Below are 12431 nucleotides of genomic sequence, written 5' to 3'. Positions count from 1 at the left end.
CGTCCGCCGCTCCCTCATGCCACGTAAAGCCGCCCAACTCTCCGAAGCCGACAAGCATGGCGCCGCAGGCGGCGCCGTGGCCGTGGACCGGGCGCTGTTCGTGCTCTCGGTCTTCCGGGAAGGGGATACCGCGCTCGGCCTGGCCGAACTGGCGCACCGGAGCGGTCTATATAAGAGCACGCTGCTGCGGCTGCTGGCCTCGCTCGAGCATGCCCGGCTGGTGCAGCGGCTGCCCGATGGCCGCTACGGGCTCGGCCCGGAAGTCGCCCGGCTCAATGCGGTCTACGCGGCGTCATTCTCGCTGGAGCAGGTGGTGGTGCCCGCGCTGCGCGAGCTGGTGCGCGACACACGCGAATCGGCCGCCTTCCACGTGGAGCAGGGCGAGCACCGCCTGTGCCTGTACCGCGTGGATTCCCCCCAGCCCGTGCGCGACCACATCCGCGCCGGCGATCTCCTGCCGCGCAACCGTGGCGCCGGCGGCCGGGTGCTGCGGGCGTTCTCGGGCGCACGGGGGGAGATCTACCAGCGCATCCGCGAGGAAGGGGTGATTGCCATGGTGGGCGACCGCAGTCCGGACATCGCTGGCGTCTCCGCGCCGGTGTTCGGCCCGGCCGGGGAACTGAAGGGGGCGCTGACGCTGACCTGCCCGACGCCGCGTTTCTCGGAAACCTTCCGCGATCAGGTGCTCGCCGCTGCGCGCCAGCTCACGGCGGCGCTTGGCGGGACCTTCCCGGAAGTCCAGCCGGCCCGCGCCCCGGCGGTGCCCGCAGGGCAGAACGTCCCATCTGACGAAGACTGATCCGCACGGATTTCCGTAGTAATTTCAAAACGTTGCGTGCGCGCTAACCCGGCTTAACGGGGGTGCCGCCGCACGCCATGCACGGGCTATGATGCGCCTCTCCGGTCGCAATTCCCGTTATCAGCGGGCATCTTGCGGCCAGGATCAGGGTAAACCGCAATAACGGCAGCCGCCCCCGGTAGCTTTAGAGGATGTTGAATCCGTGCACCTGGCCCAGCAGACCATTCTGGTCGTCATGATGGTGGTGTTCTCCAGCACGCTGGTAATGGCGGCGGGGCTGGTGCTCGCGCTGCGCGCCAACGAGGCCGGGCGGCTGTGGGCGAGCGGCCATGTCATCGCTTCCGGGGCCGGGCTGGTCGTGGCGGCCAGCGTGGGCGCCGGGTCGCTCCAGCTTGGCGCCCTCGGCGCCGGCGCCTATATCGTCGGCCGGCTGGCGATCTATCGCGGCGTACGGGTCTACTACGGCCTGCCCGAGCGCGCCATGCTGCTGCGGGCCACCGGCGCCGTGGTGATGGTCCTGATGGTGCTGATGAGCGGGCTGGCGGACGGCCCGCTGCTGATCCACGCCATCGGCTACGGCGTGCTGGCCATGACCTCGTTCACCACCCTCATTACCCTGCTGCGCAGCGCGCGCGGCCGTACCAGCATCGGCGGGCCGCTGGTGCTGGCCTCCCATCTGGTGCTGCTGGGCTCCCAGGTGGCGGCGCTGGGGCAGGCGGCGTCATTCCACGGGCACGTGATGGTGCCGTTCTTTGCCCAGACCGCCTCGTMGGTCTGGCCGCTGGCGCCGCTGGTGGCGGTGCTGCTGGGCCTGTTCGGCTTCAGCCTGATGGCGATGGAACAGATCATCGCCCGGAACGAGAGCGGGGCGCGGGTCGATGCACTGACCGGCCTGCTGAACCGCGGCGCGCTGGACATGACCGCCATGGGCCTGGTGGCGCGCTGGCAGCGCGAGCGCGAGGCGCTGTCCTGCCTCGTCATCGACGTGGACCACTTCAAGCAGGTCAACGACACCCACGGCCACCACGCCGGCGACAACGTGCTGCGCGAGATTGCCGCCGCGCTGGACAACTCGCGCCGCGCTTCGGACATCGCCGCGCGCTACGGTGGCGAGGAATTCTGCATCCTCTGCCCCCACACGGACGAACAGCAGGCCACGGCGCTGGCCAACCGCATCMTGCGCAAGGTGCGGGCGATCGAACTGCCGGGGCGGGGCGGGCATGCCAGCGTCAGCATCGGCGTGGCGCAGCTGCACGGCGGCGCCACGAGCCGCGAGTCGCTGTGGCGCAACCTGTTTTCCGAAGCCGACCGCGCGCTCTACATGGCCAAGCAGCGGGGCCGCGACCAGTTCGTGCTCGGGTCGAGCATGGTGATCGACGAGACCCCGGAAGCGCCCGCACCGGCGCCGACGTCGATGGACTGCGTCACCGCCGCCTAGGCGGGCCTACCCCAGCGCGCCCCCGAAGCGATACCGCTTGCCCGGGTGCCACAACACCACCAGCGAGGCCACCGCATCGCGCGAAAACGTGCGGCGGCGCAGCACCAGCGCCGGCTCCGCCTCGCCGATGGCCAGCATCTCCGCCACCTCGGCCGTGGGCAGTTGCGCCTCGATCTGGTACTCGGCGCGCTGTAGCGGCGCCACCCGCATCAAGTGCTCGTTGGGCGTGACCGCGCCAAAGTCGATTTCCATATAGCCCGGCGCCAGCGCCGGATTGACCCAGCGGTCTTCCACCTGGATCGGCGCGTCGTTCTCGTAGTGCAGGATCACCGAATGGAACAGMATGCTGCGCTCGGCCACGCCGAACTGGGTGGCCAGCATGCGCGTGGCGTGCTGGCGTTCCAGCCGGAACAGCGCGCTGCGGTGGCGGTGGCCGCGCGCGCGGATCTCCTCGGCAATGCTGCGGATCTCCACCACGGTGGCCTGGTAGCGCTGCGGCGCCACGAACGTGCCGGCGCCCTTGCGCCGCACCAGCACCTGTTCCGCCTCCAGCTCGTTGAGCGCGCGGTTCACCGTCATGCGCGAAACGCCGAACTGGGCCGCAAGCCGCAGTTCGGGCGGGATGGCGTCCCCCTCGCCCCAGGTGCCAGCCTCGATCTCCCCCTGCACATAGTCCTTGATGCGCTGGAAGGCGGGCGTCGGCGTGGCCGACGAAGGGGTCGATAACATGCAGGCTCCTGGCTCTCTGTAATGGTGCGCGCGGTCCGCTTCGGTGAAATGCGGCGCCGGCCACCCCTGACGATGCCCGCGCATTGTGCCGCATCGCACCAACGCCGTGCGAGACACAGGGATGACGCGGGGATTGCGCCGCTTATGCGGAAACCGCTTTTCGATCTGCAAAAAGTTGTCTATACAGTATCAGACAGGATCGATAAGATCAGTCTATACAAGCTGCTGCCGAAGACAAGCCGAAGTCACGGTGTCATGGCGACAGCATCGCGATTGAAAAGCACGGGGAGCCCGCAGTGAATCGTCATCTTTCCAGGCTGGCAGCGGCATGGCTGCTGCCGGTAGCGCTGTCGTGGGCGGCGCCAGCCAGCGCGCAGCCGGACACCCATTCGACCTATCCCGCCAAGCCGGTGCGGATCATCGTGCCATTCGCCGCCGGCGGTGTGGCGGACGCGCTGCCGCGCCTCATCGGCCAGAAACTGGGCGAGAAGTGGGGAAAGTCCATCGTGGTGGACAACAAGCCCGGCGCCGCCGGGAATATCGGCATGGAGGCCGTGGCCCGCGCCGCGCCGGACGGCTACACGCTGGGCCTGGCCCCGGCCGGCAACCTGACCGTGAACCCCATCCTGTTCCCGAAACTCGGCTATGAGACGCGCGACTTCGTGCCCGTGACCATGCTCGCGGCGTCGCCGAACGTGCTGGTGGTGAATCCGGCCGTCCACGCCCGCTCGCTGAAGGATCTGGTGAGCTACGCCAAGGCCCACCCGGGCGAACTCAATTTCTCCTCGCCCGGCAACGGCAGCGGCGCGCATCTGGCGGGCGAGCTGCTGAACCTGGAGGCCGGTATCAAGATGGTGCACGTGCCCTACAACGGCATGGCGCCCGCGCTCAACGACGTGCTGGCCGGGCAGGTGCAGATGATGTTCGGGGGGATTTCCACGGTGTTGCAGCACATCCGCACCGGCAAGCTGGTGCCGCTGGCCGTGGCCAGCCCGCGCCGCCTGCCGCAGTTGCCGAACGTGCCGACGGTGGCGGAATCGGGCTATCCGGGCTTCGACGTGACCTCGTGGTACGGGCTGGTGGCGCCGAAGGGCACGCCGGACGCCATCGTCCAGAAATGGCAGGCCGATGTGGCCACCGTGCTGCGCCAGCCCGATGTGAAAGAAAAACTCGATGCGCTGGGCCTGGAGCCCGTGGGCAACAGCGCGCAGGCGTTCGGCGGCACCATCGCCGCCGAGACGCTCAAATGGCGCGCCATCGTGCACCGCGCCAACATTCCCCCGATGCAGTAAGGAGACCGCCGTGAAAGAGTTGTACCTGACCTACCTGAACGGGCCGGACGTGGCCGAACTGGCGCTGACCGATGCCGAGATCCTGGCGGCGGTGGAAGGCGCGCTGGCCGCGCAGGGCCGCCGCGAGACCGTGATCGAGCCGCGCGTGCACCTGGTGCCGGAGTCGTCGGACAAGGGCCATTTCAACGTGCTGCGTGGCTTTATCAAGCCGCTGCATGTGGCCGGGGTGAAGGTGGTTTCGGACTATGTCGATAACTACAAGCAGGGCCTGCCGTCGGAAATGGCGCTGCTGAACCTGTTCGACCCGGACAACGGCGTGCCGCTGGCCGTGATCGACGCCACGGCCATCACCGACATGCGCACCGGCGCCGTGACGGCGCTCGGCGCGCGGCATCTGGCGCGCAAGGGCAGCAAGATCCTCGGCCACGTGGGCGCACGCGGGACTTCGTACTGGAACGTGAGGCTGCTCGATTCGATCTTCGATTTCGACGAAATCCGCGTCCATTCGCGCCGCCCGGAGAGCCGCGACGCCTTTGCCGCCCGGCTGACGCGCGACCTCGGCAAGCCGGTGATCGTGACTGACGACTGGGAGTCCTGCGTGCGCGGGGCGGACATCATCGTGGAAGCCTCCCGCCTGCCGGCGCCCACGCCGATGCTGCTGACCGAATGGATCAAGCCCGGCGCGCTGGTGATTCCGTACGGCACGATGAGCGCCGTGGAGCTGTCGCTGACCGACATCATGAGCAAGATGGTCGTGGACGACTGGGGCCAGTGCCGCAAGGGGCTGCCGTTCGGCGCGCTGCGCCAGCACGTGGACAGCGGGCGGCTGAACGAGGAAAACCTCCATGCCGAACTGGGCCAGATCGTGGCGGGGCTGAAGCCGGGCCGCGAGCGCGACGACGAGACCATCCTGTTCTGGCACCGCGGGCTGTCCACCACGGACATCGCGCTCGGCCATGCCATGCTGACCAAGGCGCGGGCGCTGGGGCTCGGCCAGACGCTGCGGTTTGCCTGAGATGGCGCACGGCGTTGCCTCGACGCGCATGTACAACGCCACGCCGGCAGTGGCTGAGGCGTGGCAGCGGCTGTTCGTGCAGGTCTTCGCCGATCTCGACTGGCCGGTGCGTGTGATTCCGCACGCCTGGCCGGCCTCCCTGAAGGCGCTGTGGCAGCGGCGCGACCTGGTATGCGGCTTCATGTGCGGACTGCCGTTCGCGGAACACGTCGCGCCCGTGGTGCCGCTGGTGGCGCCGGTGCCGGCGGTGGAGGCGTACGGCGGGCTGCCGCGCTATCGGAGCGAACTGCTGGTGCGGCGCGAATGCGGCTGGCGCAGCCTGCCCGATACCTTCGGGCAGCGCTTCGGCTGGATGGTGCCGCATTCGCAGTCGGGCTATCAGGCGGCGCGGCTGCTGCTGGCCCCGTACGCGGGAGAGTCGGGCAGCGCGCTGTATTCGGCCTCGGTCGGCCCGCTCGACACGCCGCCGCGCGTGCTGGAGGCGCTGCAGGGGCGACAGATCGACGTGACCGCCCTCGACAGCTATTTTCTCGAACTCGTACGAAAGCATGAGCCGGCGTGGCTGGCCGGGGTGGACACCATCGCCGTCACGCCGTGGACGCCGATCCCGCTACTGGTAGCCGCCCAGACCCTGCCGGCGCCGGACCGGGAGCGGCTCGTGGACAAGCTGTGCAGCCTGCACGAGGACGCCCGCTACGCCGGGTTGCTTGAGGCGGTGGTGGTGCAGCGCTTCGTCGTGCCCGACGTGGCCGCCTACGACAGCCTGCCGCTGGCAGCGGCAGGGGCGACGCAGTATCCGGAGATCCGCTGACGGCGTCTCGGGCTATTGCGCGCCCGGCACATCCCGCTGCGGCACGCCGTCGTACGTCCAGATGAACTGGCGGGGGATCGGGCCCTTGTTGCGGCCGCCTTGCTGGGTTTGTTCCCAGGCGTGGGAGAGGATGCCGACCGAGCGCGACAGGCAGAACAGGCCGCGCGCGAGCGGGGCCGGGAAGCCCAGTTCGGCATAGATCACCGCCGTGGCGCCGTCGATATTCATCGGAATCGGCTTCGCCCGGCCGGCGCCGAGCGCCTGCTCCACCGCGCGGGCGATGCCCGCGTAGCGGCCGGAGACCACACCGGCGGCGGCCGCCTGATCCACCAGCGCCAGCAGGCGCGGCGCACGCGGGTCGAGCGGGTGGAAGCGGTGCCCGAAACCCGACACAAACTTGCCGCGCAGCTCCCGGTAGGCCTGCAGCGCCGCCGCCACGGCTGCCTCGCGCGTGGCGCCGGCATCCTCGCGCTGCGCCACGTCCTGATACAGCTCCACCGCCTGCTCGCCGGCGCCGCCGTGCACGTCGCCCAGCACGTTCACGGCCGATGCCATCGCGTTGTTCAGCCCCACGCCGCACGTGGCCGCCATGCGCGCAATCGCGATGCTCGGCGCCTGCGGGCCATGGTCCACCGCCGCCATCAGCGCGGCGTCGAGCAATTCGCCCTGGCCGGGCCCCGGCAGGTCGCCGCGCAGCATTAGCCAGATCATCTGGGCGAAGGAGACATTGCCAATCAGTTGCTCGATGGGGTAGCCGCGATAGCGGATCTCGCCCGGCTTCATGTCGATGATTTCGGTGTGCCACCAGTCCTGCGAGGCCTGCTGGCCGGCGTCGATCGTCTTGTCGCTCATAGCGCGCGCTCCTGTTTCAGGGTGTCGATGTCGGCGTCGGCGTAGCCGAGTTCGACGAGGATGTCGCGGGTGTGCTGGCCCAGTTCGGGCGGCGGGGTGTCCACGGCGGGTGCCTGCCCGTTGACCTTGAAGCCGGTGCGCACCAGCCGGATGTCGCGGCCCACGCCGGGCACATCGGGGAAATCGCCGATCATGCCGCGGTCGCGCACCTGCGGATGGGCCAGCGTGTCGGGCACGTTCAGCACCGGCCCGGCCGGCACGCCGGCCTCGTTCAGCCATTGCCACCAGACCGTGGCGGGCTCGCGGGCCAGTTCCGCCTCGAGCGCCTCGGTCAGCGCGCGGCGGTTGGTCAGCCGGGCCTGGCGCTGCGCGAAGCGTGCATCGGTGGCCAGTTCGGGGCGGCCCACCACGCGGCACACGGCCTCGAACTGCTCCTGCTTGTTCGCGGCGATGTTGAGCAGGCCGTCGCCGGTGCGGAAGGTGCCGGACGGGCTGGCCGTCATGTTCTCGTTGCCCATCGGCGAGGGCGCCTTGCCGGCGATCAGGTGGTTGGAGACCACCCAGCCCATCGTGGCGAGCGTGGCTTCCAGCATCGACACGTCGAGGAAATAGCCCTCGGTGCGCGTGGTGTCCGCCAGCGACGCCGCGATGGCGAAGGCCGCCGTGATGCCGCCGATGGTGTCGGAGACCGGATAGCCCACGCGGTACGGCGCGGTTTCCGGGTCGCCGGTGATGCTCATCACGCCCGACATGCCCTGGATGATCTGGTCGTAGGCAGGCAGGTCCGAGAGCGGGCCGTCCTGGCCGAAGCCCGAAATCGCGCAGTAGATCAGGCGCGGATTCACGGCCTTCAGGTCTTCATGGCCAAGGCCGAGCCGCTTCATCACGCCGGGCCGGAAGTTCTCGACCAGCACATCGGCGCTGGCCACGAGCTTGCGGAACACCTCCTTGCCGCGCGCGTGCTTGAGGTTGAGCGTGATCGAGCGCTTGCCCGGGTTCTGGGCGAGGAAGGACACGCCCATCAGGCGCTGGTTCAGGTCGGCATCGGCGCCAAGCTGGCGCGCGAGGTCGCCGGTGCCCGGCGTCTCCACCTTGATCACCTCCGCGCCCATGTGCGCCAGCTGATGGCAGCAGAACGGGCCGGCCAGCACGTTGGTGAGGTCGAGCACGCGGATGTTGCGGAGCGGCTTGTTCGGTTGCGGGTGCGGTTGCATGACGGGTCCTGCCTTGAAAAGATTACTCAGCCTTGGCGCCGGACTCACGCACGATGGTGCCCCAGCGCGTGTTCTCGGCCTTGATGACGCTGGCCAGGTCGGCGGGGCTGCCGCCGCGCGGCTCGCTGCCTTCCTCGCGCAGCCTGGCCACGGTGTCCGGGTCCTTCAGGGCCTTGTTCACCTCGGCGTTCAGGCGTTGCACCACCTCGGCGGGCGTGCCGGCCGGGGCCACGAGCGCCTTCCAGTCCTCGGCCTGGAAGCCGGCGTAGCCCTGTTCGGCCACGGTGGGCACGTTGGGCAGCAGCGGCAGGCGCTTGGCGGAGGTCACGGCCAGCGCGCGCAGCTTGCCGGCCTTGAGCATCGGCAGGGCGATGGGCGGCGTGGCGAAGTAGAAGTCGGTCTGGCCGCCCATCAGGTCGGTCAGCGCCGGGGAGGCGCCCTTATACGGCACGTGCAGCGCCTTGATGCCGGCGCGGCGCTGGAACATCTCGCCGGTMAGGTGGCCCACGGTGCCGGTGCCGGCGGACGCCATCGACAACTGCTTGGCCTTGCCCGCCGCCACCAGATCGGCCAGCGTCTTGAACGGCGCATCCTGCCGCACGATCACCACCACCGGCTGGGCGGATACCAGCACCACGGGCGTGAAGTCGCGGACGGCGTCGTACGGCATCTTGGGATAGAGCGATGGATTGATGGCGAGGTTGGCGGTCTGGCCCATGCCGACCGTGTAGCCGTCCGCGCGGGCCTTGGCCACCGTATCCAGCCCGATATTGCCGCCGGCGCCGGCGCGATTCTCGACCACCACGGTCCAGTGCGTGGCCGCCCCGACCTTGTTGAAGACGAGGCGCGACAGCACGTCCGTGCCGCCAGCCGGCGGGAACGGCACCACCAGCCGCACGGGCTGGTTCGGCCAGGCATCGGCGGCCAGCGCGGCGGGAGCGCCGGTCAGCAGCGGGGCCGCAAGCAGCGTCACCGCCAGCGCGCGGGCCGGCAACGGAAGGCTGGAACGGAGGCGGGAACGAAGGCGGGAACGGATCGGGGCGGAACGGAACATGCGGGTGTCTCCTGCGGTTTTCGTGTGTCCGGATGTGCTTTGAGAAGTTCTGTAAGATAGAACATCGATCTTAAAGAAGGAACACGCGAAGGATAGGAGGACGCGACGGGGCATGTCAAGTCGGCAATGACGAGGGGGTGGGCATGGCCATTGCGTCTGCCTGAGCCGTCCGGCTCCACTACAATAGCGGCCCAGAATTGAAAGGTAGGCAGAACAATGTCCCACGCTTGCGGTCTCGACTTCGGCACGTCCAACTCCACGGTAGGCTGGCTGCGCCCCCACCAGCCGGTGCTGTTGCCGCTGGAAGATGGCAAGACCACGCTCCCGTCGGTGATCTTCTTCCATGCCGAGGACCCGCTGGTCAGCTATGGGCGCGCCGCGCTGGGCGACTATCTGGCCGGCTACGAGGGCCGGCTGATGCGCTCGCTCAAGAGCCTGCTCGGCACGTCGATGATGGACGACAGTACCGAGGTCATGGGCCAGGCCATGCCCTTCCGCCAGCTGCTGGCCCATTTCATCGGCGAACTGAAACGCCGCGCCGAACTGGCGGCCGGCACCACGTTCACCAAGGCGGTGCTGGGCCGGCCAGTGTTCTTTATCGACGAAGACCCCAAGGCCGATCAACTGGCCGAGGACACGCTGGGCGAGATCGCCMGCGCGGCGGGCTTCCAGGAGATCGCGTTCCAGTACGAGCCGATTGCCGCCGCGTTCGACTACGAGGCCGGCATCTCGGGTGAGGAACTGGTGATGGTGGCCGACATTGGCGGCGGTACGTCCGACTTTTCGCTGGTGCGGCTGTCACCGGACCGCGCCAAGAAGCTCGACCGCAAGGCCGACATCCTGGCCAACGGCGGTGTCCATATCGGCGGGACCGACTTCGACCGCGCCCTGAGCCTGGCCAGCGCCATGCCGCTGCTGGGGCTGGGCAGCCAGCTACGCAACGGCAAGGAAATGCCGTCGAGCCAGTATTTCGATTTGGCGAGCTGGCACACCATCAACCTGCTCTACACGCGCAAGGCGTGGTCGCTGGTGATGGATAACTACCGTGACGCCGCCGAGACCGAGAAGCTGGACCGCCTGATCCGGCTGATCAAGGACCGCGCCGGCCACTGGCTCGCCATCCAGGTAGAGGCGGCCAAGATCGCGCTGTCCGAGGAAGAAAAGACCTGGGTGGACCTGCACCGCATCGCCCCGGACACCCAGCTGCTGATTACGCGCGATGACTTCGATGGCGCCATCGCCAAGCTGGTGACGAAGACCGAGAGCACGGTACGCCACATGCTGGACACAGCCGGCGTGACGGCGGATCAGGTCGATACGATCCTGTTCACCGGCGGCTCCAGCAGCGTGCCGCTGCTGCGCCAGCGCCTGGCGGAACTGCTGCCGGGCGCCAAGCGCGTGGAAGGGGATCTGTTCGGCGGCATCGGCTCAGGCCTCGCGCGCGATGCGGCGCGGAAGTTTGGCTGACTGGAAATCCCGATCAGCGATACCCGACCGGATTCGTGCTCGAATCACGTACGTACGGATCGTCCGGCGCGATCCGGCAGGCTACTTCGACATCGGCTGGCCAGAGTGGCACTTTGCTTGTGGCGCGGTGGATGAGACGGCCAAGGAAGGACGTCACGTGGATCGGAAACATCAGCCATTTGAGGATCGGGTTCGACGCATCCTCGGCCACCAGCGCGATCCACCCCTGATATAGGGTTTCACGTTTGTCGGCAATCGGGAGGCAGAAGCTGAATCCCGGCGCGCCGATTACCGCCTGCGGCCCTTCCTCCATGTAGCGCCGAACGAATTCCCAATGGTGCAGGCAATGGTCTCGGCTGTCCGACACGTAGCCGAACCCAAACAATTCCTCGACGGTCTGCTCGTCCTTCAACACGAGACCGCAGATGGCCCAGATACGGACGCCCGCGATCCGGGTGTGGGGGGCCAAGTTGAAGTACAGGTCGTCCCAGGATGCCTCAAGTACCGTGTCATCGCCGCGAAATACGTAGACCATCCGGTTCTGGCGATTGAAACGCATCGGGTAATGCGTATAGCGGAACCATTCGCCAATGTGAAGATAGAATTTAAAAATTCCAAGAATGAAAAGAGAGCCAACGAGCGTGATAGACCCAAACGCCAGTAGCATTTCAACCTCATCCTGACGATTCCAGTCGGGGTCTAGGTAACAACGAAAAACAACCACATAAAGAAAGAATCCGAGCGTCAGTGAGATGGCCACTATGCCGAAAATCCCTGCCGAACTCATCATTCCTCGATTCGAGTAGAAGCCGTCGACCATCTCCAGATAAGTGGAGTTCATCCGGATCACCCGACCCGCCGCGTGAGACTCTCCGACTCGCGACTTGATTGCTAGGGGCCACTCGCGATCCGCGTTATTCAGCGGACGTAGCTGTTTTCTTGTAGTGAACATTATGCTACTGCCATTGCTAGATTGAATCCGACTGTTCAGAGTCGAAGGCGGTGTAGCGACCAGATGTCAGCTTGCCCCAGTAGCAGCGCTCCAGCCACTGCGAGAATTTGTCCCCCCTGACGTGATCTAACACCACTCCGATGGCCACCAACGCCACGGTCAGAACAACACCAACCACGGACAAACTCAAGGCGATAGTTGTCCCACGGACGACTATCGAAGCAACAATGGTTCCCCACCCTTGAACGGCACTGGTGGCCCAATAAGCAACTAGGCCTGCACCAATTCCGGTGACACCGGAGAAAAGCTCGAGCAAACCTAGTGACCAGTGTTTTCGACCTATGTTTACTGCACCATCCACAAGATCCATCACCGCAATCACACCCGCCAGCACAGCCGTCAGTGCACCCGCCACGCGCAACGCCATTCTGGCGCGCGTCGCATATCGTTCCCCCGTCGCCCGCTTCACCATCCCGGTCGCATACAAATTGCGCCACGTCCCATATACCTGCACTACCGCCGCTGCCCCGGACGCCAGCGCCCCCACATACAACCCATAACCCAAACTCACCCGCACGTCCTGCGTCCGCGTCTTCTGGAACGACAACGCCTGCGCTTCGGCTTGCAGCATCTGCTCCCAGCCCGCGAACGTCCACACGGCGTCGATAGCTGTCAGGATTCCCTGCGATACCGCGCCGTAAATCGGGATCGAGCTGCCGATCTTCAGTACGCCGTATTCGTGCAGGCTCTTTGGGGTTTTCACATGTTCGGCCAGCCAAGCGATTTTCTTGGTTGGGTCCTTGATGTT

Annotated in this window: 12 protein-coding genes; 6 read left to right on the top strand and 6 right to left on the bottom strand. The window is 67.2% G+C overall.

Annotated elements, in window-relative coordinates:
* Positions 1 to 16 precede the first annotated feature (16 nt).
* Positions 17 to 799 carry an IclR family transcriptional regulator gene (locus AC1EJR_RS25100; RefSeq protein WP_454757678.1) on the top strand — a complete coding sequence of 261 codons (783 nt, stop codon included), beginning with the start codon at positions 17 to 19 and terminating at the stop codon, positions 797 to 799.
* Between the two features lie 202 nt (positions 800 to 1001).
* Complete coding sequence (locus tag AC1EJR_RS25095; RefSeq protein WP_477147731.1) at positions 1002 to 2237, top strand: GGDEF domain-containing protein; 1236 nt, start codon at positions 1002 to 1004, stop codon at positions 2235 to 2237.
* Between the two features lie 6 nt (positions 2238 to 2243).
* Here AC1EJR_RS25095 and hutC read toward each other — a convergent pair whose 3' ends face one another.
* Positions 2244 to 2966 (bottom strand): histidine utilization repressor, encoded by a 723-nt coding sequence (gene hutC / locus AC1EJR_RS25090; protein WP_477147730.1) that lies wholly within the window; start codon positions 2964 to 2966, stop codon positions 2244 to 2246.
* 296 nt (positions 2967 to 3262) lie between these two features.
* Here hutC and AC1EJR_RS25085 point away from each other — a divergent pair, with 296 nt between their 5' ends.
* From AC1EJR_RS25085 to AC1EJR_RS25075, 3 genes are read left to right on the top strand one after another with little or no spacing between them, the layout of a single operon-like run.
* Positions 3263 to 4258 carry a Bug family tripartite tricarboxylate transporter substrate binding protein gene (locus AC1EJR_RS25085; protein ID WP_477113840.1) on the top strand — a complete coding sequence of 332 codons (996 nt, stop codon included), beginning with the start codon at positions 3263 to 3265 and terminating at the stop codon, positions 4256 to 4258.
* Positions 4259 to 4268: 10 nt separating this feature from the next.
* A complete protein-coding gene (locus AC1EJR_RS25080) occupies positions 4269 to 5273 on the top strand; it encodes an ornithine cyclodeaminase family protein (RefSeq protein ID WP_441592864.1) in 1005 nt (334 codons plus the stop codon).
* A 1-nt stretch (position 5274) separates the two neighbouring features.
* Positions 5275 to 6084: a phosphate/phosphite/phosphonate ABC transporter substrate-binding protein gene (locus tag AC1EJR_RS25075; RefSeq protein ID WP_441592865.1), complete on the top strand. Its 810-nt coding sequence runs from the start codon at positions 5275 to 5277 to the stop codon at positions 6082 to 6084.
* Positions 6085 to 6096: 12 nt separating this feature from the next.
* On the opposite strand, the gene AC1EJR_RS25070 is transcribed toward AC1EJR_RS25075, so the two are convergent.
* The 3 genes from AC1EJR_RS25070 to AC1EJR_RS25060 are packed head-to-tail and all read right to left on the bottom strand — an operon-like array spanning position 6097 to position 9204.
* Positions 6097 to 6936 (bottom strand): citryl-CoA lyase, encoded by an 840-nt coding sequence (locus AC1EJR_RS25070; protein ID WP_441592866.1) that lies wholly within the window; start codon positions 6934 to 6936, stop codon positions 6097 to 6099.
* Positions 6933 to 8150: a CaiB/BaiF CoA transferase family protein gene (locus AC1EJR_RS25065; RefSeq protein ID WP_477113839.1), complete on the bottom strand. Its 1218-nt coding sequence runs from the start codon at positions 8148 to 8150 to the stop codon at positions 6933 to 6935. The genes AC1EJR_RS25070 and AC1EJR_RS25065 overlap by 4 nt, the downstream gene beginning before the upstream one ends.
* 22 nt (positions 8151 to 8172) lie before the next feature.
* Positions 8173 to 9204: a Bug family tripartite tricarboxylate transporter substrate binding protein gene (locus tag AC1EJR_RS25060; protein ID WP_092297006.1), complete on the bottom strand. Its 1032-nt coding sequence runs from the start codon at positions 9202 to 9204 to the stop codon at positions 8173 to 8175.
* A 216-nt stretch (positions 9205 to 9420) separates the two neighbouring features.
* Between AC1EJR_RS25060 and AC1EJR_RS25055 the strand changes: the two genes are divergently transcribed.
* Positions 9421 to 10671 (top strand): Hsp70 family protein, encoded by a 1251-nt coding sequence (locus AC1EJR_RS25055; RefSeq protein WP_477147729.1) that lies wholly within the window; start codon positions 9421 to 9423, stop codon positions 10669 to 10671.
* 13 nt (positions 10672 to 10684) lie between these two features.
* Here AC1EJR_RS25055 and AC1EJR_RS25050 read toward each other — a convergent pair whose 3' ends face one another.
* Positions 10685 to 11512 (bottom strand): DUF6708 domain-containing protein, encoded by an 828-nt coding sequence (locus AC1EJR_RS25050; RefSeq protein WP_441645740.1) that lies wholly within the window; start codon positions 11510 to 11512, stop codon positions 10685 to 10687.
* A 127-nt stretch (positions 11513 to 11639) separates the two neighbouring features.
* Positions 11640 to 12431 (bottom strand): hypothetical protein (locus tag AC1EJR_RS25045; protein ID WP_477113838.1); only part of this gene is annotated, 792 nt, incomplete at its 5' end.

This window comes from Cupriavidus sp. 05T42 (assembly GCF_056396345.1).
This window is presented reverse-complemented; position numbering and strand designations above follow the sequence as displayed.

Coding starts and splice junctions, on each gene's coding strand:
- AC1EJR_RS25065 (WP_477113839.1), bottom strand. CDS start 8,150: ATGCAACCGCACCCGCAACCGAACAAGCCGCTCCGCAACATCCGCGTG.
- AC1EJR_RS25100 (WP_454757678.1), top strand. CDS start 17: ATGCCACGTAAAGCCGCCCAACTCTCCGAAGCCGACAAGCATGGCGCC.
- AC1EJR_RS25050 (WP_441645740.1), bottom strand. CDS start 11,512: ATGAACTCCACTTATCTGGAGATGGTCGACGGCTTCTACTCGAATCGA.
- AC1EJR_RS25070 (WP_441592866.1), bottom strand. CDS start 6,936: ATGAGCGACAAGACGATCGACGCCGGCCAGCAGGCCTCGCAGGACTGG.
- AC1EJR_RS25075 (WP_441592865.1), top strand. CDS start 5,275: ATGGCGCACGGCGTTGCCTCGACGCGCATGTACAACGCCACGCCGGCA.